Here is a 26,057-nt window from a genome sequence, read left to right as displayed (position 1 = left end):
TCCAGAAGAGCGCCAACAATCAGAAGCAGTTTTTCATCCTCAACCGGTGACGCAACGCCTCATGAAAGCCTGATCCCGATCAGAACATCTTCTCGATCCAGACGCGGTCGCCGTTCTTCAGGTGGGCGCCCGCCATGGCTTCCGGACACATGCGGACCGTGTCGGCGCCGCCCGGTTCCGCGGCCTTCAGGTGGATGCTGTGAAGCCCGCCGAGCCACCAGCGCCGGTCGCAGATGTACAGCAGATCGCCGGGTTCGGCCGCCAGGGTGTCGAGGTGTTCCCGGGAAAGCTGCGCATCTTCGCGCCCGGCCAGGGCCGGATCGGCTTCCACTGTGAGGTAGACGACCTTTCCTTCCCGCCGGTTCAGCGCGCCGCCCTTGAAGCGCTCCATGGCGACCGTCTGTGTGCCGGCCACGAGGCCCGCGATGGCTTCCGCCGGCTGGGGCCGGGTAGACAGGGTGACAATCGTGCCGAGGACACCGCTGGCGAGAAGCCCGAAGAGCGCGCGCGTGAAGCCGTAGCTGTCCGGGCCCATGCCAAAGGAGACGGGCTTGAGGAAAAGGCCGTCGAAGGGCGCGATGGTGGAGAGGAAGACCAGGGCGCCGCCGCCGAGCAATGCGGCGAGCGCGGCGGGGGTGTTGAAGCGCTTCCAGAGGATGCCAAAGAGAATCGCGACAACAATCGGGGGTGTAACCGCGGCGGTAAACTTGGCGTGCGCCTGGTAGACGGTGTCGCCCTGGAACAGCGGCACGAGCGCCAGGCCGATCGCGGCCACGCTGAGGCTGGAGATCCGCGCAACGCGCAGGTAGTGCCGGTCCGCGGCCTCTCTCTTCATGTACGGCTTGTAGATATCATTAACGAAAACCGCGCTGGACGCGTTGATCAGCGTGTCGGCGGTGCTCATGAGCGCCGCCATGAGCGCGGCGAGCACAAAACCGAATACGCCCGGCCCACAGAGAAAATGGGACGCGAGAATAAAGGCGTCGCTCGCCTTCGCCTCGATCTCGCCATTTTCCACCAGCGCCCGCGCGACCCAGCCGCCGCCGCTCACCGTGATCGCGGCGAGGGGCGAAAGGACCAGGATCCAGCAGATGGCCATTTTCTGGCCGTCCTTCACGCTGCGCATCGCCAGAAAGCGCATGATGATGCCCTGGTTCATGAGGACAAACGCGCCGGAGTTTGCGAGGCCATCCTGGCCGTAAATACCGATGAAGCTGAACTTGTCGGGGCTGTTGAACTCGGAAAAGATGAAACGGTGGCTTTGCGGCAGAAGCGCCCAGAAGTCGACAAAGCCGCCCACATGCAGGACGCCGGCCAGAAATACGCCCAAACCCACGACGAGCAGGGTGATGCCCTGCACAAGGTCGGTCATGATGACGGAAGTCTGGCCGCCCGCAAACACATAGAACGTCACCGCCACACAGGCGATGGCGGCGCCCGCGAGCACCGGCAAGCCGAGCATGGTCTGCATCGCCACGCCAAGTGTGAGCAGGTTAATGCCGACATAGCCAATGAGGTAGAGCAGGATGATGATGGTTGCCGCCGCCCGCGCGCCCGGACCGAAGCGCCGCTCGAAGAACTCGGGGACGGACTGGATCCGCTGGTAGTAAATGATCGGCAGCCAGACCAGGAGCAGCACCGGCATCCAGAACCAGTCGTTCAGGTACGTCTGGCTGCTGCTGATCCCGTAGTTGAACCCCGCCTCGCTGTACTTGACGAAGCTGTAGCTCCCCACCGTCGTGGCCGTGGCGGAAAACGCGATCACCCACCACGCGAAGCGCTGCCCGCCCAGGTAAAAATCCTTCGTGGTGCTGCTGTAGCGCCCGAAATAGACGCCAAACCCGATCACGGCCACAAAATAGGTCGCCATCACGGCGATGTCCAGCGGCGTCCCGATCATGGCGCGGCCTCCCCGCCCGCGAAGGGCAGCCAGAAGGTGAAGGCGCAGGAAAGGGCCAGCAGGGCCGCGTAGCCGCCGATCAACACCCACACCATCTGCCGGTGGTGGCTCAGCTGGAGGTTCAGATAGCCGCCGGCCACGCCGGCGCGAATGCCGATGAGGCCCAGCACCGCGCCAACACCGAACTGGCAGAAGATGGGCAATACCCGTGAGAGTTCAAGCATGCGTGAAGGATCCACGGCCCAGCCACCGCGGCTGTGCGGGTTGATTCATGCGGCGTGCGTGGTGCGCTCTCCGGAAACACGGGCCGCGCCGCAGGTTCGACCGGCGCATGGTAACAAAGCCCGCGCCGGGCGCGCCAGCCAGCCAAAAATATCAGTTGACTCCGCTCCCGGCTTCGGACGTATGATCTCGGCGTGGGAACCCGGGAGACTTCGCCATGTCTGATGCATCCAACACAAACCTGCACAAATTTTCCTCGACCGCGCGCGTGGTGTCCGTAGACGCCCTCCGTGGATTCGATATGTTCTGGATTATCGGAGCGGACTATTTTGTCCGCGCGCTCGGCAAGATCAGTGACTCGCCATCAGCGTCGTTCTTTTCGACGCAGCTCCAACACGTAAAGTGGGAAGGTTTCCGCTTCTACGACCTGATTTTCCCCCTGTTCGTGTTTCTCCTGGGGATGTCGGTGGTCTTTTCGCTGCCGAAATACGTCGCGGAGCGCGGGAAGCTCGCGGCGCATGTGCGCGTGCTGCGCCGGAGCGTGCTGCTCTTCCTCCTCGGGGCGCTGCGGGACGGCGGCCTGGAGGATCTGGCTTCCGAAAGCCCGTTCAGCGGCGTCTTGCAGCGGATGGCCTGGTGCTACCTGGGCGCCGCGCTGATCTTCATGAACGTGCGGGTGAAGGCGCAGGTCGCGATCTTCGTCGCAATCCTCATCGGCTACTGGGCGCTCGTCAGCTTTGTGCCCCATCCCGATCTCGGCGTCGCCGGGACGACCTTCAACCAGAAGGAAAACTTTGTCGACTGGGTGGACTACAAATTCCTCCCAATGAAGGAAGAAGGGCAGTATTCGGAGTCCGAAGGCCTGTTGAGCACAATCCCCGCGATCGCCACCGCGCTGCTCGGCGTCTTCGCCGGCTTGATCCTCCGGGACGGCCGCTTCAGCGATTGGAAGCGGGTTTGGATCTTTGCGGGGGCGGGCGTCCTCATGGTGCTTGCGGGCTACCTCTGGGGGTTGCAATTTCCCATCGTCAAGAAGATCTGGACGTCCTCCTTCGTGCTGGTGGCCGGCGGCTACAGCTGCCTGCTGCTGGCGCTCTTCTATTGCGTCGTGGACGTGCTGAAATTTCAGCGCTGGGCCATTCCCCTCATCTGGATCGGCGCCAACCCCCTGATGATCTACATGCTCAGCGAGTTCATCGATTTCCGGAATATCGCGCGCCGTATCGTGGGCGGGCCCGTCGCCGATCAATTCGGGCAGTATGGAGAGCTGTTCATTCTTGCCGTGGCTATCGTGATCGTCTTCCTCTTCGCGCGATTCCTGTACCACCGCAAGATCTTCCTGCGGGTTTGAAACGCCAAAACGAGGACGGCGATCGATTCGGGAGCATGTGGTGGCATTTGTCCTTCTCAGAAGGATGAATCTCCCGCATTACGACCCTTGGAGAGGGACATATTCACGGGTTGGTGATGGGGCCCGGCGTCTATTCCTTGAAATACACCTCAATCTCCCACCAGTTGTAGCCCGGCGGGCTGTTGTGCAGGTAAATGGAGGCGGTGAAGTTGTTCTCCTCGGACGGCTGCTCGAGGACAAACGGGTGCGGCGCCTGGGATTCCACGTCCCGAATCACCACCTCAACCGGGCGCGCGGGCAGGGGGGTAAACACCTCGTACGTGTCGGACTGAATCGGATCCCAGGCGAGGTGTTCGATTTCGACCCTGTCACCGCGAATATGCAGGATATCCTTGCCGTCCACGCGCCCGCGCCACCGCAGGGCTCGGGTGTAGCCGTGGTCTGGCGCCGCCAGCGCGTCGCGGTCCCGGGCCTGCCGCGCCTTGATGAGGGCCTGGGTCCCGGGTGCGTCCGGAGCCGCGGCAAGCGCGCGTTCCGCGGCGTCGAGGTCCGCCAGGGCAGTCCGGGCGTTCGCCAGCATCTGATCCACGCCGTAGAGCCGGTAGCTGAAGTTCTCCAGCGCGGTAAACGCCTCCCGGGCCGCCTCCAGGCGCGCCAGGGCCTCCGCCAGTGCGTCGCGTGCCACCGGCGCGGGGTTCTCGCGGTACGCGAAGTAACGGTAACACAGCGCCACATACGCGGCGTTGGTCTCCACGAGCCAGCGGGCCTGCCGCGCGCCACGGACCGCCCCCTCCGCTACGGCGCGATCGCGAATCCGGGGCGCGCTCCGCACCGTGATTTCCTCGATGACCCGCGCGGCGGCGAGGCCCAGGTCGAGAAAGGCCAACGCTTCCGATTCGCGCCCCCGGCTGGGCGCCATCATGGTGTCGCGCAGCCACTCGACATGGGCGCGGCCCTGATCGATCTGTGGGATGCCCTGAAGCGGGAACGTGGTGAGGCGCAGGTGGGGGAGGGTGTTCCCCGTAATGCCCTCCGCCACGGGCTTGATGTAGATGCCGTCCTGGTAGGCCTGATGGCTCAGGATCAACGCGCGCGCCATCTCCGGGGCCGCCTCGGGCCCGAGGTGAATCGAGGCGAAGTCCCGCGCGATCGCGTTGAGGTCGGCCCAGGGCTCCCACGCGAGGCGAAAGGCGACGTAGCCGGTGAGGCTCGCCGTGTCCCATCCCTCCCGCGCGGGCATCGCGAAATGGACGCCCTCGAGGTTGCTGTGTTCCGCCGCGAGCACATGCAGCATCCCGCCCTGGTGATACTGGCCCGGGAAAGAGGGAAACACCTCGTTTCCCGCCGCGTGGTAATCGAGGGAAGACAGCAGCACCACCATCTTGTGCGGCGTCAGGTTGAAGGTTGGGTTGTAGGGCTGGTAGTACCACCGGTCCGCGAGGCTCATATAGGGCGAAAGCCAGAGGTTCTCCGTGGGGACGTTGTCCGTGAAAATGGCCCGGTATACCTCGGGGTCCGAATGCTGTTCGCGGGCATTCGCCACCCAGGTGCGGTGGAAATAGATCTTTCCCAGCTCGCCCACCACGACCTCGTGCATCTTCTGGACGAAGGTGCGGTAGCGGCGCTCGAGGGGCCACGCCGGGTTTTCCGGATCCCGCATAATGTCGAGCGGGCGGTAGTTGCCGCCCACGCGCGTGTGCTCGCCCGTGCGAACCCGGATGCCGTCGAGCTCCGGCAGGGCCGCAAAAAGCGCGCGGTACTTGTTCTGAAGGGCGTCCCAGAGCTTCGGGTCGTCGGGATCCAAGGTGGCGCCCTGCCGCGCCAGCCAGTCGGGATGGTAGGAGAATTCGTCACAATACACGAGGTACTTCATGCCCCACGCGTGGGCCAGCGCGATGAGCGGACGGAGTTGCTCGCGCTGTTTCGCGTTCTCCGCGTCCTCCGGCGCCACGCCCCACGGAATCAGATTCAGCGCGTCGTGATCGGACACCCACGTCGCCGTGTAGCGCAAGGCCTGGCGCAGGTCGCCCGCCGTGAAACCGCCAAGGTGCCGCACGGCCAGCGCGGGTTCTCGCGTTGTATTGATCTCGGGGATATCCCAATGCACCCGTATACGGTCCCACAGCCAGTACAGGCCGTAAACCTGCCCTTGGACGGTGCGGCTTGTCACAACCAAAGTGCGGCGGCTATCGCGGTCAAAGGTGCGGATCGCGAAGCCTTGCGGGTCCGCCGGTGGCGACACATCGAACCCGTCCGCGGCGAGTTGCGCAATAGCGGGGTGCGAATCCGCCGTGCCGGCGAGAATCACGTGATCCGCATCATCGGAGATAGGCCCGCTTTCGATGCGCTCTCCACCCCTGGCCGCGGCGTCCTTCAAATCCTCAACCGCCGCCTCGATGGCGGCGTCCCCAAGCAATGAATCCGCAATGGACAGGCGCCAGGTCGCGGCGTACGCCACCGTGGGGAATGCGGCGGCCAGCCCAAACGCCAGGGCGGCCAGGAAGAAGCGGAGGGGGGCGGCGGTTGTCGCGCGCCGAGCGCAGTGAACAGCGTGCATTCGAAATCTCCCGCGCGGTGGAGCCGGCGCACCAGAGAACCGCGCCATCGCGAACGGATTCAGGGTATAACACCACCGCGAGCCGTTCAACGGGAGTAACACTTCAGCCGGGCGAGGTACAGTGGCCAAACCAGAACGACTTGCTGAATAAAGGCTACATGCAACTATGGAGCGCCGGCGAACTGCCGGCAGATTGCGCCCCCGGCGCAAAGGATCGCGGACATTCGTGTCCGCGGCAACGTGAGCCTACCTCCAAAAATTCCCCTTCCCCCCCAACCAAAACCACCCCGAAAAGAAAGTGGCACAGCTCCATGACGCGCCGGAGGCGGGCGTCCCGGCTGTGTTCAGCGCCGCCAGGCGCAAAATGTAGGATAGGCGTCCCGCCTGTCCAAAGCGCCGCCAGGCGCAACCGGATCGCGGACCTTCGGTCTGTCCGCGGCAACGTGAGCCCGCCTCCACAAAATTCCCCTTCCCCCCCAACCAAAACCGCCGCGAAAAGAAAGTGGCACAGCTCCATGACGCGCCGGAGGCGGGCGTCCCGGCTGTGTTCAGCGCCGAAAGGCGTAAAATGTAGGATAGGCGTCCCGCCTGTCCAATGCGCCGCCAGGCGCAACCGGATCGCGGACATTCGGTCTGTCCGCGGCAACGTGAGCCCGCCTCCACAAAATTCCCCTTCCCCCCAACCAAAACCGCCGCGAAAAGAAAGTGGCACAGCTCCATGACGCGCCGGAGGCGGGCGTCCCGGTTGTGTTCAGCGCCGAAAGGCGCAAAACGTAGGATAGGCGTCCCGCCTGTCCAATGCGCCGAAAGGCGCAAAGGATCGCGGACATTCCGGCAACGCGAGCCTGCCTCCAAAAAATTCCCCTGACCCAACCAAAACGACCCCGAAAAGAAAGTGGCACAGCTCCATGACGCGCCGGAGGCGGGCGTCCCGGCTGTGTTCAGCGCCGCCAGGCGCAAAATGTCGGATAGGCGTCCCGCCTGTCCAATGCGCCGCCAGGCGCAACCGGATCGCGGACATTCCGCGGCAGGACGAGCGCAAGACATATCGCGATCGATATGTACGTGAAGAGGCGCGGGTCCCCAATGCTTTGCGCTCCTGGGGACGCCGGGACTCCATTCCAAACCACGTACGTCACGTTATTTCGCGAACTCCCGTTGCCGCGGACCTGCTTTCGTTCCATTTGAGTCTTTGATCCCGGTCGATAGCCTCTCTTATTCGTGTAAATTCGTGTTCATTCGTGGTTGAAAATCTACTACGCTTCAGACCGCCAAAGTGTTACCAAAATCGAAAGCCCCAGGCGCGCGGGATACCGAGGGATACGGGCAAAGTAGAAGCGCAATCGATTGCGGACGATGGAATCCTTGACAGATCAAGTGGGCGGCGTGCTACGGTAGCGTTGACGATAACCCCAAACGAAAGCCCCGCCATGAAAGCCGCCGTCTACGACCGCTACGGCCCGCCGGAGGTCGTCTATATCAAAGAAGTCCCGACGCCCGTTCCGCGTGACGATGAAGTCTTGGTCCGGATCCACGCCACGGCGGTGAACTCTGGGGATTGGCGGGTGCGCAGTTTGAACGTACCGCCGGGATTCGGCCTTATCGCGCGCCTCGCCTTGGGCATCACCGGCCCGAGGAAGAGAATTCTGGGGATGGAGTTCTCGGGCGTGGTGGAAGCGGTTGGGAAGGATGTCACGAAGTTCCAGGCGGGCGATGCGGTCTTCTCCGGCGCGGAGTTCGGCGGCCACGCCGAATACCGGTGCGTGCCCAAGAGCGGGCCCATCGCCTTGAAGCCCGCGAACCTGCGCTTCGAGGAAGCGGCCGCCCTCTGCTTCGGCGGAGCCACCGCGCTGCACTACCTGCGCGACAAAGGCAAGGTTCGGCCCGGGGAATCGGTCCTTGTCAACGGCGCGTCGGGTGCGGTGGGCATCGCGTCGATTCAGATCGCCAGACACTTCGGCGCCGAAGTGACCGCCGTGTGCAGCGCGGCCAATGCCGATCTGGTGCGCGCGTTCGGGGCGGACCATGTCATCGATTACACGCAGGAGGACTTCACCCGGAACGGCAAGACCTACGACCTCATCGTCGACGCCGCCGGCTCCGCGCCCTGGGCCGTCTGCAAGAATTCCCTGAGCCCGAGGGGGCGGCTGCTGGTCGTCCTGGGCTCCCTCTGGGGGATGATTCACGCGCCGTTCGTGTCACGAAAGGGTGGAAAGACGGTTATCACCGGCGTTGCGGCGCCGAGTGCGGAGAAGACGGCGTTCCTGGCCGCGCTCGCCGCCGAAGGGAAGTTCAAGCCGCATATTGAACACATCTATGCCTTCGAGGAAATCGCAAAGGCCCATGCCCACGTGGACACCGGACGAAAACGGGGCAGTGTCGTGGTCTCGATTGTCGAGGGCGAAGAGTCTGGCGGCTAACGCCCGCAGCGCACTCCCAGCGTGGTGCCCGTATTCTCGCGATAGCTGTTTCCGGGGTTGCTGTTCATGGAAGGAACGAAGGAGAACGGACACCTGAAACACGGCCGCTACTTCCCATAGATCCACTGGAGCAGTAATCATGCTTCCAGATGTCGTTGATGTGACGTCCCCGGACGTTTGCAGGCTTTGGCTCGAATTCAACGATGGCCCCGAATATGGATTGGGGCTTCTGTAAGAGAAACTGAAGGGGCTTGCGTAACAGCGATTTCACAATTGCTCGTCGAAGCGTCCACCGCCGAAACTTGGCCCCCCGGGAAATAGGCAAGGTCCCATTACGCAAAAAGCGCGGTGGCTGTAATCGGCCACATCCTATGCTTCGACACGGCGATCCGAATTACCGGTCTCACCACCCCATAGAATTTGGAGTACGCATGCCATGTTGATTCAGCAGTCACCGACTGCTACGCTGCAGTTGCGTGAGCATTGCGAATGAGCGCCAGCACGAAGGGATATCGGGAAATGGAGGTCGAGAAAAGAGCGAAACTCCTGAAGTACTTAATGCTGACCTTCGTGCTCGGCCCGGCGTGCGGCTTCTGTATCGCATTCTTCCTGATTGCCCTCGTGTATGTTTGCAGCGGCTATTCGATTGCTTTCGCCATACAGGAAGCGATTTTGCTCTCCCTGGGTCTTGGGGCGCCCCTTGGAATCCTGCTTTGCGCCGTAACTTCGTGGAGTGTTATCAGACTCAACACGTCGACTGTCGTGCTTTTCCTAGCCTCGGGTTCGCTGTCCATGTCGACGTTTGCAGCGATCTCGGGACACGCGCCGCTGGCATTCCTCGCATCCATTGCGGGCTTTGGCGTCGGGTGGTTTCTGCTGCTCGCGCTGTTCCCCAGCGGTTCGTCTCAGGACGATTCCGAAACCTCGTAGGCGCGGGGTATTCTGCTCGACGCCCAGCGGGACTTCCTAACCCGCCAGCACCCGCAACACCATCTTCGGCTCCCGCGCGACGATATTCAACAGCACCAGCGCCGGCCCCTGCGGTTTCCGGTCGCCGCGCTCCCAATGCCGCAAGGTGCTCACGCTAATCCCGAAGGCCGACGCAAACTCCGACTGGCTCATCCCCACCTGCGCGCGAATCGCTTTCACATCCAGGGGCGTAACTTCGTGCACCACCGCCTCGGGACACCGGCCCTCGGAATAGGCAATAGCCTCCTCCAGTCCTTTCTTAATGCTATCGAAAACTTCACTCATGACCGGCTCCGGTAGTTCTTCACCAACGCGCTTGTAAGTAGCGCCAGTTCATTGCATTCCGCTTTCGTGAGATTGTCCTTTTCACGCTTCCCGTAGACCGTCAGAAGGAAGATCGGGACCCTGATGCCATGTACATAGTAAATTACGCGAACGCCACCGCTCTTGCCCTTCACACCCACCGCCCAGCGGAGCTTTCGAACGCCACCGGTACCCTGCACGAGGACCCCTGCACGAGGTTCCGAGGCCAGGTAGTTCAGGAGCTCACGTTTCTCGTCGTCAGTGAGCAGCCCCGCCGCTCGGCGGACAAATTCGGGCAATTCGACAATCGTCTGCATCTATACCCCAACTATAATCCATTGGATTACCTTTCGTCAACAAGCACTGGATTGGAACTATTTATTTGTTCCAGATTGCCTGCGTTATTTCTTTGATGGGGAATGCCTCTCCAGACGCATGATAGGATATAAACGCCCGCGCGTCAACTACTTCCGTATTTGATGGGTATTTGATCGAGCTGGCCGAAACCGACGCTTAGTAACATCGTTAATGCTGGAAGGCAACACCGAGTCCAACTCACCTATCACTATATTCGGCGTGCCCATTCTTGCAACGTTTGAGGAGGAACTACAATGCGACCCCTTCGCTTTTCCATCAATGTGACCCTGGACGGGTGTTTCGATCATCGGGAAGGTATTGCGGACGAGGAATTGCACCGCCACGCCGCCCACAGCATCGAACAGGCCGATGCGCTGCTGTTTGGCCGGGTGGTTTACGAGATGATGGAGGAGGCCTGGCGGGAGCCGGCCGAGACCGGCGTATGCCCGGACTGGATGGATGCGTGGATGCTTCCGTTCGCCCACACCATCCACCGGGCGAAGAAGTACGTGGTGTCGACCACGCTGGAGCGGGTGGATTGGAACGCGGAGCTGGTGCGCGGCGATGTGGGCGAGGCCGTCCGGCGGCTTAAGCAGGAGCCGGGCAACGGCATCTTCGTGGGCGGGGAGAAACTCGCGCTGTCCTTGACCGAGTTGGGTTTGATCGATGAATACGAGTTTATCATCCATCCCAGACTGGCCGGCCACGGGCCGACCCTTTTTTCGGGGCTGTCGAAGCGCGTCGACTTGGAGCTCGTGGGCCGGGAGGAGTTCCGTTCGGGGGCCGTGGTGTTGCGGTATGCGCTGAGACGGTAGGATCGGGGATCCGTCCGACGGCGCCGCGCTAATGATCGTCCGAGGGCGCGTATACATCAACGCCCAAATGCCGGAAGTGGTCATCGGCGGTCAAGACGGCGATCCCGTTCCGCTTCGCGACGGTCGCTATCAGGGCATCGGTCAATGGAACCGTGATGCCCTGCTCACGCAAGCGCCGCATGAGATTACCAGTGGTTTCCCAGTCGCGGTCCAACGTTTCTACGGGCCGAGCCTTCCTGAGAAGCCAGCGCATCCGCATCGAGCAGTTCATCAACCCGCTCGCCCAGGGGCTGCAAGCCGGGCCGCAAAAAGTCGACCCACGCACTCGTATCGACGAGTATCGGCGTCACAGGGGCATGGTGTCCAGGGCACGTAGTTCACGCCAGCTATCGTCAATCTCCATCGTGCCCCGCATAGCCAAAATCTGGCGGATCTCCTGCTGCCGGATATAGGCCTTCAGCGCCCGGCGAACCGCCTCGGAGCGGTTGGTGGACTCGGTATATTGCATGACCTGATCGAGCAAGGCGTCATCGATATTGAGCGTGGCGCGCATACTATTTCTCCGAATCGTTATGACTGCCAGACGCATTATATCACACAAAAAAACGCCGCAAGGCCGGAAGAATCACGGTGGAAACGGTGTTTCCGCGCCCTTTCCCCGCCTACTCCGCCGCTTCCCCGCCCAGTTCCTTGATCTTCACGTTCCGGTACCAGACCCGCTTCGCCTCGTCCTGGAAACCGATATGGCCTTCGAGGGGGCGGTCTTTCATCGGGCCCTCGTCGAGCTGGATGTCGATGATCTGCTCGCCGTTGAGATTCACGGTGAGGTGGCTGCCGATGCAGGTGATGATGTAGCGGTTCCATTCGCCGGCTGGTTTGGCCATGTTTTTTGTGGGGCCGGCCGTTCGGATGACGCCGCCGCAGTCGTGGTGGCCGGGGTTTTCGAGGCCGTGGGTGTCGAGGATCTGGACTTCAATTCCCTGCTCCACGGGGTCCAGGGGATCGCCGACGCGGAAGAACACGCCGGAGTTGCCTTCCTTCTGGATTTTGAATTCGAGGTCGATGGTGAAGTCTTTGTAGGTCCGCTCGGTCATGAGGTAGGCGTCGAAGCGCTGCCAGCCCGATTCGCCCGGCCGCGGCACGAGCGTCACCACGCCATCCTCCTCCACCACCCAGTTGCCCGTGGTCTTCCAGCCGGTGAGGTCCTTCCCGTTGAACATGGGCACGAAGCCGTCCCCATCGGAGGGGGCTGCGACGCCACGGGCCAGGTCGGACACCAAAAACACGCACCCGATCGCCAGTATCATCCGAATTCCGCGCATTATCGCCTCCTCTTTGCCCGGACGGCAGCCCGCCCGCCGTTACTTGCCCGCGTTCCGCACCTTCCGGCCCAGATTGCGGATGCCCTGCTTTGTCTTGTCGAACACATCCTTAAGATCCTCCTTGAAGACCTGGCCCGGCGAACCGCGATCCTCGTCGGGAGCCTCCGCCCCGGGCGCTTCGCGAGATTCGAGGCCGGGCCGTTCGTAGAGGTACAGTTCCTGCCCGACGAACAGGGAATTCGGGTCGCGCAACTGATTCCAGCGAGCCAGATCGTCGCTGGTCAGCCCATACCGGGATGCGATCGTTCTGAGGGTTTCTCCCGCCTGCACCACGTGCACCCGCGGTTGCGCCGTATCCGCGCCCGGCCCGCCATCGGGATCGGGAATAGGCCTGGCCTCCACACCCGCCGCCGGCGCCGGGGGCGTCGTCTCGGAGGCCGGCGGAACCACGGTCACTTCGCCGCGCGCCGCCACGGTCTCGAGTTCGGCGGCTGGCCCCGGATCGCCGGTTTCCATCCCCGGCGCGCCCGCATCGCCAAAGCCGCCGGCCCCTTCCAGCGGGTCGAACACTACCGGGTCATCCCACAGTGCAACCGGCCCGCTACCGGGCGGCAACTCCGAGGCCTCGGTTACGATTACCATGGGCGCATCAGCGGCCTCCGTCACGGCGGGAAACGCGTGGAACTCGTCCAGGACCGGCGCAGCCGTTTCCTCGAGCCGGGGAAGCGACGGCTCCGTCGCCCCGGCGTCTGTTGCGGGCGTGGGCGGAATAATTTCCGGCAGCGGCGCGGGCGTCGGCGCGGGCGGTGATTCCGCCGGCGCGGCGGCGGGAATCGCGCTGGTCTCCGGGCCCGCCGGCACGGTGTATTCCAATGGGGCCACGGGCCTTACCGGCTCGGGTTCGGGCTCCGGCGCACTGGATGGCGAAGTCTCAGCCGGCTCGGGCTTCGGCGCGTTGGATGGTCGGGCCTCGCGCGGATCCGCCTGCGGCAGGGCCGGCGGAAGGGCGGCTTGCTGCGTCTCCACGTCCTGGCGCTCCGGTGCGCGGAGGTAGAGGCCGACTCCAATCGCCACCGCGACCAACACAGCGGCGACCGGCGCGATCCAGCCCGCGGCGGACTTGCGCCGAAAGGACTTCTTACGGCGCGGCGGCTCGTCGAATTCCGTGGCGCCGCCGGCGTACGAGCCGGACGCCCGGCGCATCGTGAGGTAACCGCGCAGCATGTCCGCGAAATCCTCGGCGGACGCGAAGCGGTCGGCCGGGCGCTTGGCCATGGCGCGCTCAATGGCGCCCCACAGCACGGGATCCACCGGTTCGCCCGATGCCGTGGCGCAGGGTTTCGGCGTGAAGTTGAGGTGGCCGTTGAAAATGTCGGTCATGGTGCCGAGGAACGGCGGGCGCCCGGAAATCATGTGGTAGAGCATCACGCCCACCGCATAGATGTCGGCCGCGGGCGTGACCGGGCCGTAGGCCGCGGAATCGATCTGTTCCGGGGCCATGTAGAGCGGTGTGCCGGGACTGCGGCTGCCGGGCTGCGTGAGCGTGGTGGCGTTGGGGTCCTCGTCCTCCAGGCGCGCGATGCCGAAGTCCATGAGCTTGGCGGAGCGGCGGCCCGGCGCTTTCCGATCCAGAATAACGTTGGCCGGCTTGATGTCGCGGTGGATGATGCCGTGGCGGTGGGTGTGCGCGAGCGCCTCCAGGCACTGGATCACGATTTCGACGCAGCGCTCCGGCGGCATCGGGCGGGCGCTGTGGGTCAGGCGGGAGAGCGCCTTGTCCAGGGCCTCGCCTTCGACGTACTCCATCACGATCAGCAACTGGTCGCCGCTGTCGATGATGTCGTAAAGCGTGACGATATTGGGGTGCGCGCCGATCCGCGCGTGCAGTAGGCATTCGCGCTTGATGCGCTGCAAGAGCACCTCGCTCGCCCGGTGCTCCGCCCGGATACACTTGATCGCCACGCGCCGCTGGAGCTTCAGGTCCTCCGCCAGGTACACGTCGCCCATCGCGCCCGTGCCAAGCATCTGGCGAACGCGAAAGCGATCGCCAAACACGGGCCCGGGCGGCGGATCAAGCGGTTGGGTCCGCTCCGGATCGTGGGGTTCATTTTGCGCCATGGGATACCTGTCTGGGTAAGGCCGGACTCCCCCCATTGTACCAAGCTCACCCCGGCCCCGTCACAATATATTGTGGGGGCCCGTTCAGGCGCCGGTCCCGGCGCGCGAATTGTAGATGGGGCCGCCACCGTCGGCGTATTCCCGCAGCACGCCGGCCGCCTCGGCCCGCGCCACGTCGCGGAGCACCGCAATCCCCCGGGCCGCCAACGCCCCCGCCCAGTCAGCCGGTTTCGCCCCCTCGTCGAAGCCCGCCGCCCGGGCGTCCTCGTCGCGCGCCCCGCAAACCACGCGCCGCACCCCGGACCACGGAATCGCGCCCAGGCACATGGCGCAGGGCTCCGTGCTGGTCACCAGCTCGTGGGCGGGCAGCCCCGGCGCGCCGAGGTCATAGTTTCCGGCGGCGCGCTGCGCCAGCGCCAGCGCCACGATCTCCGCGTGCAGGATGGATGCGCCCTGCGTGGTCACCAGATTCACCCCCAGGGCGACCAGACGCCCCGATTCCTGTTCGAACACGGCGGCGGCGAAGGGGCCGCCCGTCCGTTCGGACACATTGCGCCGCGCGGCTTCGATCACGAAAGCCATGCGCGCTTCCGGGGCGCCGCCGGGCGCATACGCCGCCGCCATGGCCGAGAGCCACGGCGGCATGGTGAAATGCAAAGACTCCGGCTGCGATGTTTGCACGGCGGGGGAACCCGATTCGCTCAATGCCACCACGCGCCTCCAAGGTTACTGGTACGTGCGCCCGTTGTGCTTCAGCCAGCCGCCCACATGGCGGCCCGCCGGATCGTGATGGGTCCAGTGTACCACGCCCCCCTTCTCGTTCCACTCGTACACCCGTAGAACTCGACGAGGTCCCCCGGCGCCAGAGCGGGAATGCTGGGAGCCAGGTCAATATTGTGGGCGATGAGGAGCGTATTGCCGGCTGGCAGCGTCAAAATGAACTTCTGGTGGCGGCTTCCCTGGTTGTCGTCCGGCAGTATCCGGCTGACGGTCCCCGCGCCGTGCACCTGCACGTTGCTTTGCCGGTTCTGAAACGCCTGAAGGACCTGGGCGCCGTGGCCCGATTCCGCTGCCCGCGACGCCCCGGGCGCCTGCCAGGCAACCGGTGGACTCCCGTCTCGCGGCGTGTGGGTCGTCCGGGAACCACGCTCGGCGAGCATGGAGAGCGCGACGCCAACGACCAGCACGATTGGCAAGAATACCGTTCTGAATTTGCGCATCCCTCTCTCCAGCAACGGCGCGCCGAACGCGATGCAGGTGCGCCATTTCCCCGACGGCGAACCCGTCGCTCACCGAATGAACACGGCACTACCAGCGACCTCGCGTAAGACACGAACCCTATTCACGCAACTCCTGGCGGATCCGATGTATTTCATCGTCACTGATGGGAGGCGCCGACTTTCGATACTCCAGAATCGCATCCATGGCCTTCGCCCGACTCACCGCTTGCGGCGATTCCGCCATGGCCTCATCGTTCACCCCCGCCGGAACCTGCGCTTTCCCGTTTTCGATGGGCCCGCCTGCCAAACTCCGGCTCCCGCCGGGTGTGTCCGCGTTTGCTTCAGGCATTGAATCCGTCTCCCATGGATTGAGGCCTCACTCCTCCTGCGCTACGGGCATCAGCCAGGCGTCGTTGTTCAGCGACATCATGAAGGTGATCAGGTCGATCAGCTCTTCCCGGGTCAGCGCGGTGTCGAGGCCCTCGGGCATTTTCGAGATCGGCGACGTTGTCATGGAGGTGATTTCGTCGCGGTTAATGCGCACTTCCTCGCCGACGCCGGTCATGAGCGTGATGCTGCCGGCGTCCTGGCGGCTGATCACGCCGTCGTGGATTTCCCACTCGGTCTCGATCGTATAGGTCTCGTAGTCCTGCACCAGGCTTGCGTTCGGAAACAGCACGGACTCCAGGATGTCGTGCGCGGACCGGATCAGGCCGACCGTCGTCAGGTCGGGCCCGAGATAGCCGCCCTCGTCGCCGATGCGGTGGCAGGTGTAGCAGGCGGCCTTCTCGCCGAAGAACACGCGGCGCCCGTTCCCGACGTCGCCGGAGGTCACCAGCGGTTCCAGCTCCAGCAGCTTCGCGACGCGCTCGGCCTCCTGGGCCGCGTGTTGCTCCAGCAGGGGCGCGGCCTCGGATTTCACCTCCTCGGGATAGCCGGCCAGCACGGGCTCCAGCGTGGCCGGGCTCAAGAGGTGCGGCGGGATGGAGGGCGCCTTCAGGCCCGTGACCAGCGCCCGGCCCACCTCGGCACTCTCGTTGCCCGCGAAGGCCTTCAGGAGATTCGGCAGGATGAGGACGTCCGCCGCGGGAATTACGTCCTCCGCGAGCGCGCGCAGCGCGGCATCCCCGAGCGGGGCCGACGCGCAAATGCGGGCCGCCGCCTGGCGCAACGCGGGATCGCCATCGGTATTCCGTAGCACTTCCAGCAAGGTCTCCGCCAGTCCCTCGCCCAGCGTTTCGAGGCGCGGCGCAATGGCGCCCAGGGCGTGGAGCCGGTAGGCCAGCGGGAGCGAGGTTTCGTGCGCCTGCGCGAGAATCGCCGCGTCGTGCGCATCGATGGCGCGGGCCTGCACGAGCGCTACGGCGGGCCAGCGCAGCGCCTCCGGCCCCTCCGCGATGAGCGCGCCGATGGCCTCCACCCAGGCCACGGGCAGCTTGTCCAGCGCCGCTTTCTCGACGATTTCGAGGAGGAAGCGCTTTCTCGGCTCGTCGGCCTCGCCGCCGGTGAGGAGTTCCGCAATGGCGGCCTGCGCCTCGGCGCCGGTGGCGTAGGCGATCAGGATTTCTCGCAGGTTCTCCGCTTTGTCCGCGTCGAAGTCCGGCGCCAGCAATGAATCGCGCATGCGCGCCAGCAGCGCGCCGGACCACTCGGGATGGCCCGAGGCGATCCAGAGACCGGTCTCGCGCAGGGCATCGTCCTCGGCGTTGAGGAAGGGCAGCACGTCTTCCACCGCCAGCAGGTCGCCCGGCATCTGATCGAGGCTGATGGCCGCCGCGCGGCGCACGCGGGGGTGCGTGTGATCGAGCGCGAGCCGGGCCACCTTATCCTGCTCCATCTGAATCGCCGCATAGATCAGCGCGTGCTGCTCGAAGGGGTCGTCGGTGTGCGCCGCCGCCATGTAGGTCAGGTAGGCGGCCTCGATGGCTTTCATGCGTCCCAGGGCCGTCGCGGCCTGGCGCCGCACGGGCGGCTCGGGATCGAAGAGCAGGGCGGTCAACCCGGGCGCGGCGTTCCGATCCTCCCCGAGCCCGCACACGCGCGCGGCGGCAATGCGCACCTCGAAAGACGGATCGCGCAGCGCGGCCCGCACAGCGGACGCGGCATCGTCCCCACCGATCTGCCCGAGAACCCATACGGCCTGTAGGCGAACAGCACCGTCATCGTGCCCCGCCAGCGCCTCGGCCAACGCGGGCACGGCCTCGGCGCCCCGGCGCCGCAGCGCGCTGAAGGCCTGCCGCTTCACCTGCGGGCGCGCATCGCCGAGCAGCGGCAGAAGCGCATCCACCGCCACTTCCTCGAAGGCGATTTCCCGGCCCCAGGGATCGGCGGGGACATCAATGCCGTCCTTCCGCACGCGGTAGATCCCGCCGGTGATTTCGGGTTTCGAGATGCGCGACACGGGGCACGCGTCCACGTACCAGCCGCCGGTATCGCAGATCAGGAGGCTGCCGTCCGCATCCTGAATGACGTCGGTCGGGTGGAAATCGGGGTGTGACGACACGAAAAAGTCGCTGTCCTCGGTGCGGTAGGTTGCGCCATCGCGAAACAGCTCGTGGCGCTGCACGCGGTGCGGATTGAACTGCGCGCTGTAGAGGTTCCCGGCATACTCCTCGCCCCAGCCGTCGCTGTCGTAGTAGGCCAGGCCCGACGGCGCAATCCGAGCGAACTTGGTCATGGTCGGCATCAGCGGGCCCGTGCGCGTGAACTCCGCGGTGCTTTCGCCCGGCTTCGGAAAGACGCCGCCCTCGACCCAGTGCATCAGCCCGTCGCGCTGGCCCTGCGCGGGATCGCGGAAGTACGTCATCGTGCCGATGGTCTCGCCGGCGGGCGTAAAGATGACTTCGATCGGGTTGTCGAAGGCGCCGCCCGCCATACGTTCGAGCCGCGTGCCGTCGGGCTTGCAACGCCAGATGCGCGACGCCACGCCCTCGAAGCGTACCCCTTCCTTGCTCGTGATGTCGTAGCCGTGGCGCCCGTGCGTGAGGTAGAGCCAGCCGTCCGGCCCCAGAAAAGGCCCGTGCAGGCTCGCCGAGTTCCGCATATTCCAGCCCGTGAGTAGGACCTCGCGCTCGTTGGCCACGCCGTCGCCGTCCGTGTCCTTGAAGCGGATGAAGTCCGGCGGCGCCGCGACGTACACCGAGCCGTCATGCCACAGCACGCCCATGGGAAAGGTCAGCGCGCCGGCGTAGGTGGTCCGCGTATCGAATATGCCGTCGTTGTCCGCGTCGGAGAGTTTGAGGATCATGAACGACGGGCTGTCGATCATCGCGGTGGCGGTCATGTCGGTTCCGGTTGATTCGGCAACATACAGGTTGCCGTCCTCGTCGAATTCCAGGAACATGGGATAGGAAGAGAGCCCTGGCGTGATGGCGCTTTCCACCGTGAAGCCGTCCGGGACGGTGATGGACGCCAGGCCGCCGGGCGCGCCCGCGTGCGCGGCCGTTGCGAGGGCCAGCACGGCCAGAATCCGGATAGCGGGGGAAGACAGGTATCGGGGCATGGAAACTTTCCTCTCGAACTGAACCGCGCGGGCGGCGCAAGACGCCTGGCTGCGCGCAAAAGACAAACGGAACGCGGCGAAATGCGCCGCCGCGCTTGTATCGGAGGCGACATGGTAGCATAATGGGCGCAATATCTCTCCACCGGGCCGCCCGGTCCCGCCCCGAACAGGAGTAGCCGCCCATGATGCACCTAAAATACCAGCGCGCCATGCTGATCGCCAACGCCATTCTCGTCGGCGCCACCCCGATCCGCGCGCAGGATCCGCCGCCGCCCTGGCGCAACGCCGCCAATCCCGCCGCCGTCAAGTCGAGTGAGAAGCCGGTCGCCAATGCCGCGTGGTGGGGCCACAACGACGAGGACGCCACCGACGCCGTGCAAGCCGCGATCAACAGCGGCGCGCCCCGCGTCATCATTCCCTTCGACGGGAAGCCGTGGATCGTGCGCCCGATCAAACTGCGGAGCAACCTCGATCTCGTCTTGGAGCCCGGGGTCCTCCTGTTGGCCAAACGCGGCGAATTCCGGGGCAAGAACGATTCCCTGCTCTCCATCACCGACGCCGAGAATGTCACCGTCCGCGGCTATGGGGCCACGCTCCGCATGTGGAAGCGGGACTACCAGCGGGAACCCTACGAGAAGGCCGAGTGGCGCATGGGCATCCGCATGCACGGCGCGCGAAATGTGCTCATCGAGGGCCTGCGCATTGAGTCTTCCGGCGGCGACGGCGTCTACATCAGCGGCACGAAAAACCTGCCCTGGAGTGAGGATGTTGTCATCCGCGATGTCGTCTGCGACGATCACCACCGCCAGGGCATCAGCGTCATCAGCGCGGAGAACCTCCTCGTCGAGAATTGCGTTCTCTCCAACACGCGCGGCACGGCGCCGCAGGCCGGCATCGACTTTGAGCCCAACCACCCGCATGAACGGCTCAAGAACTGCGTTGTGCGCAATACGGTGATGGAGAACAATGCCGGTAACCAGATACTCGTCTATCTCAAGCCCCTCGACGCGACGAGCGAGGATGTGAGCATCCGCTTTGAAAACTGCCACGTCCGCGAAGGAAGTCCCGGCCAGACGCGCGCCGAATTGGCGGACCGGACCGGCTTCGGCGCGGCCGGGATGTGCGTCGGGGCCGCGACCGACCAGGGGCCGAAGGGCGCGATCACGTTTGTCGGCTGCACCAGCGAAAACACCGGCCAGGCGGGCGCGCGCGTTTACGATCTGTCGGCGGACAGCGTGCGGGTGGAATTCATCCGGACGACCTGGGCCCATCCGTGGGCCGATCCCGCGCGCGACCCCGAATCCGCCGCACCCGCCGTCGTGATTCACGCGCGCCGGCCCGAACTCGTCACCCGCACGGGCGGAATCCTTTTCGAGGATTGCGCGGTGATCACCGACGTGGCGCGTCCCGCAATCGCTTTCGAGGATTCCGGCGAAACGGATGGGCTGTTCGATGTGACGGGCGCGATCTACTACCGGGGCCCCGGGGCGCCGGAAGCCAATCTCGGGGAAAAACTGGGGAACGTCACGCTCGCGGCGCTTCCGGCGGACCTGGAGTAACCGAGACGATTCCACCCCGCGCGGACGCTGGCCGCAACCAATGGGAGGTTCGCCACGAATTCACTCGAATACACACGTATGAATTCCTGTAATTCTTTAGCCGAACGAAGTAGCGCCAGGTCTTTATTGCCATCCCGCGATACTACGACGAAAGTGCGCAAGGCTGGGAGCGCAGGCGTCCCCGCCTGCAATGCACCGCAGGTGCATGGAGTGTTTCCGATATCGGCGCATTTGATCGGGGAGCAGCTTGGACACGGGCTACCGCCAACAGTCAGATTCGCGCCTTCGGCGCGGTGCAGGCGGGCCGCCCCCGCTCCCATTTGTCCACACTTTCTTCGCGGCGCGGGTTTGTGTCGTCGAGAAATCAAGTCAACTTCATTCCGCTAAAGTGTTACGGATTCCTGAATTGAGCAAAGGCAATCCGGACCGCCAGAGAGGTGTCGAGGAGATACGTCGGCCCGAAGGGCCAGTGCGGCTTTCATCCCAGGCGCCGAGGGGACCCGGCTCCCACGCGCCGGCCCCGGAAAGGAAAACGCGGGCGGTCCGATTCTCCGGAGCGCCCGCGTCGAATTACCGCGTATGGTTGGCGTCTACAGCCCCAACGCCTTGTCCGTCACCGCCCCCTCCGAGGCCGGCGACACCAGCTTCGCATACTTCGCCAGCACGCCCCTCGTGTAGCGGGGCTTCGGGGCCTTCCACTTCGCCCGGCGCGCCTCGATATCCTTCTGCGGCAGGTCCAGCGTGATCCTGCGCTTCTCCGCGTCAATCGTAATCGGGTCGCCGTTCTTGATCAGCGCGATGTTGCCGCCCTGCTGTGCTTCCGGGGTGATGTGGCCCACCACGAAGCCGTGGCTGCCGCCGGAGAAGCGCCCGTCGGTAATCAGCGCCACGTCCTTGCCGAGGCCCTTGCCCATGACCGCCGCCGTGGGCGCCAGCATCTCGCGCATGCCGGGGCCGCCCGTGGGGCCCTCATAGCGGATCACGATCACGTGGCCCTTCTTCACCGTGCCGTCGAGGATCGCCTTCAGCGCGTCCTCTTCGGAGTTGAAGCAGATGGCCTTGCCGGTGAAGCGCAGGCCTTCGTTGCCGGAGATCTTGGCGACCGCCCCGGTCTCGGCCAGGTTGCCGTAGAGCACAACCAGGTGGCCGTCTTTCTTCTTGGGGTTGTCGAAGCCGCGGACCACATCCTGGCCCTTGGGGTAGGGCTTCACGCCCTTGAGGTTCTCCGCGAGGGTCTTCCCGGTGACCGTCAGGCAGTCGCCGTGAAGGAGGCCCTTATCGAGCAGCATCTTCATGAGCGGCGGCAGGCCGCCAATCTTCACCAGCTCGTTCATCACGTATTTGCCGCTGGGTTTCAGGTCCGCCAGCACGGGGACCTTCTTGCCGATGCGCGTAAAGTCGTCGAGCTTCAGCTTGACCCCGGCCTCGTGCGCCATGGCCAGCAGATGCAGCACGGCGTTGGTGGACCCGCCCAGGGCCGTCACTACCGTAATCGCGTTCTCAAACGCCTTCTTCGTAAGAATGTCCAGCGGGCGGATGTTCTTCTTGATGCACTGCACTACCGCCGCCCCCGCCTCGCGGCAGTCCTGCGCCTTGTCCTTGGAGATGGCCGCCTGAGCCGAGCTGTTGGGCAGGCTCAGGCCCAGCGCCTCGATGGCCGACGCCATGGTGTTCGCGGTGTACATGCCGCCGCAGGAGCCCGGGCCGGGGATCGCGCACGACTCGACCGCCTTCAACTCCTTCGCGCTAAGCCGTCCGTTGGCGTGCTCGCCCACCGCCTCAAACACGGAAACAATATCGACCGGATTGCCCTTATAGTCCCCCGGAAGGATCGTGCCGCCGTAGACAAACACCGAAGGCCGGTTCAGCCGCGCCATCGCCATCACGCAGCCCGGCATGTTCTTGTCGCAGCCGCCAATCGCCACGAAACCGTCCAGGTTCTCGCACGCGATAACCGTTTCGATGGAATCCGCGATAACCTCGCGGGAGACGAGGGAGTACTTCATGCCCTCCGTGCCCATCGAAATGCCATCGGAGATGGTGATGGTGTTGAAGATAATCCCCTTGCCGCCCGCCTGGTTCACGCCCAGCTCCGCCTCGCGCGCCAGCACGTCGATGTGCATGTTGCACGGCGTCACCATGCTCCACGTCGACGCCACGCCGATCATATTCTTCTTGAAGTCGGCATCGCCGAAACCCACCGCCCGCAGCATCGCGCGGCTCGGCGCGCGCTCGGGCGATTCGGATATCTGCTTCGAAAACTGGCGGTCCGCCTTCGCGGATTTGGGGCTCTTGGCCATGGGGGTGCTCCTCCGGTGCAATGTCAGGGATCGGGCTGGTCTACCCGGGAAATATGCGCATTATAGCAGTTGGAACCCGCCCGTTGACAGACCCAGTCGCCCGATCCAGCAAGGCGCCCCAGCGCAGGAGGTTGGTCATCCTGGCCGACCCGTGGCCCGTCCATGATTACGCCAGGCCGTCCTCTCGTTCAATCGCCCTGACTCCCGTGCCACGCGATGGCGCCCCAGCGCCTTCGTGTGCCCGGAGCAACGCCAACCGGCCCCCGCCAACGCCACCCCGCACGAGCGGCTCAACAGGAGGGTGGGGCATCCTGCCCGACACAACAAACGCCTCCGACACCACAACGCCTCACGCTCCTCAAACCACCCCCGGCCCCCGCCAGCGCCACCCCGGCACGAGCGAATCGACCGGCCCTAAAACTCGATCCCCTCCTGAAGCTCCTCCTGCTGCTCGTGCTGCGGCAGCATATGCTCCGGGTCGATATAGCGGCGCTGAAGCGTTGCCCCGGCCTCCGCGGGCGCCAGCGCCGCCTGGTCAATCGAGTAAAAATACTTGTCATTCGGTCCCGGGTGCAGCCGTAGCACCCCATTGATCAGCACCGGCTGCTCCCACAGATTCGTCGTCGATCCCTCCTCCATCACCACATGCATCACGTCATGCATAGGCGGGCGTTTGCAGAAGTAACATTCGATCGGCAGCGGCAGCAGCATAAACTCCTTGATGTCGCGGAATTCGTTCTCCGGCACCATGAACCCGATGACGTTGACCTGCTTGTTGTCCCACTGCTTGAGTTCCTCGGTGAACACCGGGCCCGAACGCAAGCTGCCCTCCGTCTCCTGCATATGGCTCCACCGCAGGATTTCCATGCCGGACTTCTCGCGCTCCGTTTCCCACTTGCGGCGCTCCTTGTCCTTCTGCTGCGCCAGCAGCTGCCGGTCGAAGGTGTCATTCACCAGAAACACCGCCGCAAGCACCACCGCCACCCCGATCGCCGCAATCAGATCACGTTTCGTACGCTGTCTCACCTTACTTCGGTCCTCATCGAGGCCGGCGCCCGCCGGCCGTTACGTCCATCGCTTCCCGACTACTGCCGGTCGGCCAGATCCTTCGCCACGTCGCCGTTGTAGGCCTGCCACGCCGGCAGGATCCCCGCCACCAGGCCCACCAGCGCCACCGTCACGAACGCGCGCCATTCCTCCGGCGAGGGGAAATTGAAGGGCGACACCACAAAGCCATATTCCCGGGCGAGCTTGATGCCCAGAGCAAAGGTTACCGCATTACCGAAAACCCACCCCGCGGCGATGCCCAGGATCGTCACCCAGAACGCCTCGATAAGCACCGCCCCGAAGATCTCATACGAGGAGGCGCCCAGTGCGCGCATGATGGCCAGGTCGCGCTTGCGCTGGATAATGCTCAGGTACAGCCCGATCAAAATACTGAGCGCCGAGATAATCACCACCAGATAGCCGATCCCGATCATAAGCCCCTTAATCGGGTCGAGGAAATCATTGAAAAAGTCGCTGATCACGTTGATCGGAACCACCGCCATCGAATTCGTGTTCTCGTTGATCCACGGCTCGTACTCAAAGCGCTGGCCCGGGCTGTGGAGCTGCACCAACATCGAGCTGATACTGTTCGACGCGTCCAGGTCGTCGGCGTGCGAATCGGCCTCGTCCGCATGATCGTGATCGTCGTGCTCGTGGCCGTCGTCATGCGCGTGATCATGCTCATCATCGTGATCATGACCGTGATCATGACCGTGCCCCCCAGACTCCCCATGCAGGTGGCCATGGCCCCCGTGCGCCTCCCAAACCGACTCAATGCTGCAATAGATCGCCCGGTCAAACGGCGACCCGCTCGGCTCGAGCACGCCCACCACCGTGTACGGGTGATCGCTGTGATCGTATTCCTGCATGTCCTCTGAAAGCGCGATGCTCCCGTGAATACTCACAAACGTGTCGCCAACCTCCAAACCGGTCTGGTGCGCCACCACCGATCCGATCACCGCCTCCATGCTCGCCTCAAAGCCGCGGCCGTTGGACAGCGTAAAGGGCTTGCGGATGCGTCCGCTTGCGCTCTCCCACTGGTGGTCGAGGAGCTCCGGCGTCGTACCCACTATGCGAAAACCCGCGTAGGTGTCGCCCAGCCCAATCGGGAACACCGCCTCCACCCATTCTGTGTCGGCCTTAATCTTTTCGTAGTCCTCCAGCGGCACCCGCCCGATCGCGGAGTCCAGAAAGTACACGCTGCCGAGCACAAGCTGTAGCGGGCTCCCCTTCGGGCCCACCACAAGGTCGAAAGCCTGCCCTTCCTCCTCGAACCGCGCCTCCACCTGCTTGCGCAGGCTCAGCACCGAGGAGATAAGTCCCACCGCGAGCGCCACCGATACAATCGTCAGGACCGTCGTCAGCTTCCGGTTCCAGAGATAGCTCCACGCAATTCCCCAAAGGCTCATCGTGCGTTCTCCGCTACCAGGGCCGAGCAGTCAAACTGCCGCGGCAGCCGGTCCGCCAACTCCCGGTCGTGCGTCACCAGCAGCATCGTCACTTCCTGCTCGGTGCAGACTTCGAGGAAAAGGTTCATAATCTCTTCGGAATTCTTCGGGTCCAGGCTGCCCGTTGGCTCGTCCGCAATGATCAGCTTCTGGTGGTTCGCCAGCGCCCGCGCGATCGCCACCCGCTGCTGCTCGCCCACGCTCATCGTGTTCGGCTTGCTGTGCAGCCGGTGCGAAAGCCCCACACGCTCCAGCAGGCCCGTCGCGCGCGGCTTCCACTCCTTCTCCGGTATCGAATCGCTGAACCGCATCGCCAGCATGACATTCTGCAGCGCCGTAAACGGAGCCAGCAGGTTAAAGGTCTGAAACACGAAGCCCATCCGCCCGCCACGAAAGTGATCGAGCTGGCCCTCGCTCAGGTCCTGTATGGCCACCCCATCCACCACCACCTGGCCGCTGTCCGGGCGCAGCAGCCCCGAAATCAGGTTGAGCATCGTGCTCTTACCGCACCCGCTCGGACCCCACAGCGCGACGTGATCGCCGTTCGCCGCCTCAAATTTCTCGCAATAGAAGTGGGCCCCCGGGCCCAGCTTCCGCCGGCAATGCTCGATCTTGACCATCGTAACTACCTGATTCTTGTCCAGTTG

21 protein-coding genes and 1 pseudogene are annotated in these 26,057 nt (G+C 64.3%); 5 read left to right on the top strand and 17 right to left on the bottom strand.

The window, feature by feature from the left end; genetic code table 11:
* Positions 1 to 79: 79 nt before the first annotated feature.
* Both KF886_02950 and KF886_02945 read right to left on the bottom strand, forming a co-directional pair.
* A complete protein-coding gene (locus KF886_02950) occupies positions 80 to 1,900 on the bottom strand; it encodes a sodium:solute symporter family protein (GenBank protein MBX3176294.1) in 1,821 nt (606 codons plus the stop codon).
* Complete coding sequence (locus KF886_02945) at positions 1,897 to 2,124, bottom strand: hypothetical protein (GenBank protein MBX3176293.1); 228 nt, start codon at positions 2,122 to 2,124, stop codon at positions 1,897 to 1,899. The genes KF886_02950 and KF886_02945 overlap by 4 nt, the downstream gene beginning before the upstream one ends.
* 215 nt (positions 2,125 to 2,339) lie before the next feature.
* Between KF886_02945 and KF886_02940 the strand changes: the two genes are divergently transcribed.
* Positions 2,340 to 3,473, top strand: coding sequence for a DUF5009 domain-containing protein (locus KF886_02940; protein ID MBX3176292.1), 1,134 nt, complete (start codon positions 2,340 to 2,342; stop codon positions 3,471 to 3,473).
* A 130-nt stretch (positions 3,474 to 3,603) separates the two neighbouring features.
* Here KF886_02940 and KF886_02935 read toward each other — a convergent pair whose 3' ends face one another.
* Positions 3,604 to 6,030 carry a hypothetical protein gene (locus tag KF886_02935; protein ID MBX3176291.1) on the bottom strand — a complete coding sequence of 809 codons (2,427 nt, stop codon included), beginning with the start codon at positions 6,028 to 6,030 and terminating at the stop codon, positions 3,604 to 3,606.
* A gap of 1,430 nt (positions 6,031 to 7,460) precedes the next feature.
* Here KF886_02935 and KF886_02930 point away from each other — a divergent pair.
* A complete protein-coding gene (locus KF886_02930) occupies positions 7,461 to 8,450 on the top strand; it encodes an NAD(P)-dependent alcohol dehydrogenase (protein ID MBX3176290.1) in 990 nt (329 codons plus the stop codon).
* Between the two features lie 489 nt (positions 8,451 to 8,939).
* On the top strand, positions 8,940 to 9,380 hold the full coding sequence (locus KF886_02925) for a hypothetical protein (protein ID MBX3176289.1): 441 nt from the start codon (positions 8,940 to 8,942) through the stop codon (positions 9,378 to 9,380).
* A gap of 36 nt (positions 9,381 to 9,416) precedes the next feature.
* Here KF886_02925 and KF886_02920 read toward each other — a convergent pair whose 3' ends face one another.
* Together KF886_02920 and KF886_02915 are read right to left on the bottom strand one after the other, a co-directional pair.
* The gene (locus KF886_02920) at positions 9,417 to 9,704 is read right to left on the bottom strand and encodes a helix-turn-helix domain-containing protein (GenBank protein MBX3176288.1); all 288 of its coding nucleotides are present in this window, start codon (positions 9,702 to 9,704) and stop codon (positions 9,417 to 9,419) included.
* Entirely contained in the window at positions 9,701 to 10,039 is a 339-nt protein-coding gene (locus KF886_02915; GenBank protein ID MBX3176287.1) for a type II toxin-antitoxin system RelE/ParE family toxin, read from the bottom strand. The genes KF886_02920 and KF886_02915 overlap by 4 nt, the downstream gene beginning before the upstream one ends.
* 294 nt (positions 10,040 to 10,333) lie before the next feature.
* Here KF886_02915 and KF886_02910 point away from each other — a divergent pair, with 294 nt between their 5' ends.
* Positions 10,334 to 10,894, top strand: coding sequence for a dihydrofolate reductase family protein (locus tag KF886_02910; protein ID MBX3176286.1), 561 nt, complete (start codon positions 10,334 to 10,336; stop codon positions 10,892 to 10,894).
* A gap of 28 nt (positions 10,895 to 10,922) precedes the next feature.
* Here the strand turns inward: KF886_02910 and KF886_02905 are convergent, their stop codons facing one another.
* The 8 genes and pseudogenes from KF886_02905 to KF886_02870 form a co-directional block, all read right to left on the bottom strand.
* Entirely contained in the window at positions 10,923 to 11,165 is a 243-nt protein-coding gene (locus tag KF886_02905; GenBank protein ID MBX3176285.1) for a PIN domain-containing protein, read from the bottom strand.
* 75 nt (positions 11,166 to 11,240) lie between these two features.
* Positions 11,241 to 11,447 carry a type II toxin-antitoxin system VapB family antitoxin gene (locus tag KF886_02900; GenBank protein MBX3176284.1) on the bottom strand — a complete coding sequence of 69 codons (207 nt, stop codon included), beginning with the start codon at positions 11,445 to 11,447 and terminating at the stop codon, positions 11,241 to 11,243.
* A gap of 109 nt (positions 11,448 to 11,556) precedes the next feature.
* Positions 11,557 to 12,201, bottom strand: coding sequence for a DUF1080 domain-containing protein (locus KF886_02895; GenBank protein MBX3176283.1), 645 nt, complete (start codon positions 12,199 to 12,201; stop codon positions 11,557 to 11,559).
* A 54-nt stretch (positions 12,202 to 12,255) separates the two neighbouring features.
* Complete coding sequence (locus tag KF886_02890; GenBank protein MBX3176282.1) at positions 12,256 to 14,334, bottom strand: protein kinase; 2,079 nt, start codon at positions 14,332 to 14,334, stop codon at positions 12,256 to 12,258.
* An 84-nt stretch (positions 14,335 to 14,418) separates the two neighbouring features.
* Positions 14,419 to 14,979, bottom strand: coding sequence for a nucleoside deaminase (locus KF886_02885; protein MBX3176281.1), 561 nt, complete (start codon positions 14,977 to 14,979; stop codon positions 14,419 to 14,421).
* Positions 14,980 to 15,060: 81 nt separating this feature from the next.
* Positions 15,061 to 15,554 (bottom strand): annotated as a pseudogene (locus KF886_02880) (DUF3465 domain-containing protein).
* A gap of 118 nt (positions 15,555 to 15,672) precedes the next feature.
* Entirely contained in the window at positions 15,673 to 15,903 is a 231-nt protein-coding gene (locus tag KF886_02875) for a hypothetical protein (protein ID MBX3176280.1), read from the bottom strand.
* 27 nt (positions 15,904 to 15,930) lie between these two features.
* Positions 15,931 to 19,056, bottom strand: a complete 3,126-nt coding sequence (locus tag KF886_02870; GenBank protein ID MBX3176279.1) for a HEAT repeat domain-containing protein — start codon at positions 19,054 to 19,056, stop codon at positions 15,931 to 15,933.
* A 182-nt stretch (positions 19,057 to 19,238) separates the two neighbouring features.
* Between KF886_02870 and KF886_02865 the strand changes: the two genes are divergently transcribed.
* Entirely contained in the window at positions 19,239 to 20,615 is a 1,377-nt protein-coding gene (locus tag KF886_02865) for a right-handed parallel beta-helix repeat-containing protein (GenBank protein ID MBX3176278.1), read from the top strand.
* 590 nt (positions 20,616 to 21,205) lie between these two features.
* Here KF886_02865 and ilvD read toward each other — a convergent pair.
* From ilvD to KF886_02845, 4 genes are all read right to left on the bottom strand, one after another.
* Positions 21,206 to 22,915 (bottom strand): dihydroxy-acid dehydratase, encoded by a 1,710-nt coding sequence (gene ilvD / locus KF886_02860; GenBank protein ID MBX3176277.1) that lies wholly within the window; start codon positions 22,913 to 22,915, stop codon positions 21,206 to 21,208.
* A 414-nt stretch (positions 22,916 to 23,329) separates the two neighbouring features.
* Complete coding sequence (locus KF886_02855) at positions 23,330 to 23,941, bottom strand: DUF3299 domain-containing protein (protein ID MBX3176276.1); 612 nt, start codon at positions 23,939 to 23,941, stop codon at positions 23,330 to 23,332.
* Between the two features lie 59 nt (positions 23,942 to 24,000).
* On the bottom strand, positions 24,001 to 25,371 hold the full coding sequence (locus tag KF886_02850; GenBank protein MBX3176275.1) for an ABC transporter permease: 1,371 nt from the start codon (positions 25,369 to 25,371) through the stop codon (positions 24,001 to 24,003).
* On the bottom strand, positions 25,368 to 26,030 hold the full coding sequence (locus KF886_02845; protein MBX3176274.1) for an ABC transporter ATP-binding protein: 663 nt from the start codon (positions 26,028 to 26,030) through the stop codon (positions 25,368 to 25,370). The genes KF886_02850 and KF886_02845 overlap by 4 nt, the downstream gene beginning before the upstream one ends.
* Between the last annotated feature and the right edge of the window lie 27 nt (positions 26,031 to 26,057).

Source organism: Candidatus Hydrogenedentota bacterium (genome assembly GCA_019637335.1).
Taxonomy (GTDB): Bacteria; Hydrogenedentota; Hydrogenedentia; order Hydrogenedentales; family JAEUWI01; genus JAEUWI01.
Note: the sequence above shows the minus strand (reverse complement) of the source record. Positions and strands in the feature narration are given on the sequence as shown.

What these genes read in the sequence shown, in the direction of transcription:
- KF886_02950 (MBX3176294.1), bottom strand. Translation starts at nt 1,900, where the DNA reads ATGATCGGGACGCCGCTGGACATCGCCGTGATGGCGACCTATTTTGTG.
- KF886_02945 (MBX3176293.1), bottom strand. Translation starts at nt 2,124, where the DNA reads ATGCTTGAACTCTCACGGGTATTGCCCATCTTCTGCCAGTTCGGTGTT.
- KF886_02940 (MBX3176292.1), top strand. Translation starts at nt 2,340, where the DNA reads ATGTCTGATGCATCCAACACAAACCTGCACAAATTTTCCTCGACCGCG.
- KF886_02935 (MBX3176291.1), bottom strand. Translation starts at nt 6,030, where the DNA reads ATGCACGCTGTTCACTGCGCTCGGCGCGCGACAACCGCCGCCCCCCTC.
- KF886_02930 (MBX3176290.1), top strand. Translation starts at nt 7,461, where the DNA reads ATGAAAGCCGCCGTCTACGACCGCTACGGCCCGCCGGAGGTCGTCTAT.
- KF886_02925 (MBX3176289.1), top strand. Translation starts at nt 8,940, where the DNA reads ATGAGCGCCAGCACGAAGGGATATCGGGAAATGGAGGTCGAGAAAAGA.
- KF886_02920 (MBX3176288.1), bottom strand. Translation starts at nt 9,704, where the DNA reads ATGAGTGAAGTTTTCGATAGCATTAAGAAAGGACTGGAGGAGGCTATT.
- KF886_02915 (MBX3176287.1), bottom strand. Translation starts at nt 10,039, where the DNA reads ATGCAGACGATTGTCGAATTGCCCGAATTTGTCCGCCGAGCGGCGGGG.
- KF886_02910 (MBX3176286.1), top strand. Translation starts at nt 10,334, where the DNA reads ATGCGACCCCTTCGCTTTTCCATCAATGTGACCCTGGACGGGTGTTTC.
- KF886_02905 (MBX3176285.1), bottom strand. Translation starts at nt 11,165, where the DNA reads ATGAACTGCTCGATGCGGATGCGCTGGCTTCTCAGGAAGGCTCGGCCC.
- KF886_02900 (MBX3176284.1), bottom strand. Translation starts at nt 11,447, where the DNA reads ATGCGCGCCACGCTCAATATCGATGACGCCTTGCTCGATCAGGTCATG.
- KF886_02895 (MBX3176283.1), bottom strand. Translation starts at nt 12,201, where the DNA reads ATGATACTGGCGATCGGGTGCGTGTTTTTGGTGTCCGACCTGGCCCGT.
- KF886_02890 (MBX3176282.1), bottom strand. Translation starts at nt 14,334, where the DNA reads ATGGCGCAAAATGAACCCCACGATCCGGAGCGGACCCAACCGCTTGAT.
- KF886_02885 (MBX3176281.1), bottom strand. Translation starts at nt 14,979, where the DNA reads ATGCCGCCGTGGCTCTCGGCCATGGCGGCGGCGTATGCGCCCGGCGGC.
- KF886_02875 (MBX3176280.1), bottom strand. Translation starts at nt 15,903, where the DNA reads ATGCCTGAAGCAAACGCGGACACACCCGGCGGGAGCCGGAGTTTGGCA.
- KF886_02870 (MBX3176279.1), bottom strand. Translation starts at nt 19,056, where the DNA reads ATGCCCCGATACCTGTCTTCCCCCGCTATCCGGATTCTGGCCGTGCTG.
- KF886_02865 (MBX3176278.1), top strand. Translation starts at nt 19,239, where the DNA reads ATGATGCACCTAAAATACCAGCGCGCCATGCTGATCGCCAACGCCATT.
- ilvD (MBX3176277.1), bottom strand. Translation starts at nt 22,915, where the DNA reads ATGGCCAAGAGCCCCAAATCCGCGAAGGCGGACCGCCAGTTTTCGAAG.
- KF886_02850 (MBX3176275.1), bottom strand. Translation starts at nt 25,371, where the DNA reads ATGAGCCTTTGGGGAATTGCGTGGAGCTATCTCTGGAACCGGAAGCTG.
- KF886_02845 (MBX3176274.1), bottom strand. Translation starts at nt 26,030, where the DNA reads ATGGTCAAGATCGAGCATTGCCGGCGGAAGCTGGGCCCGGGGGCCCAC.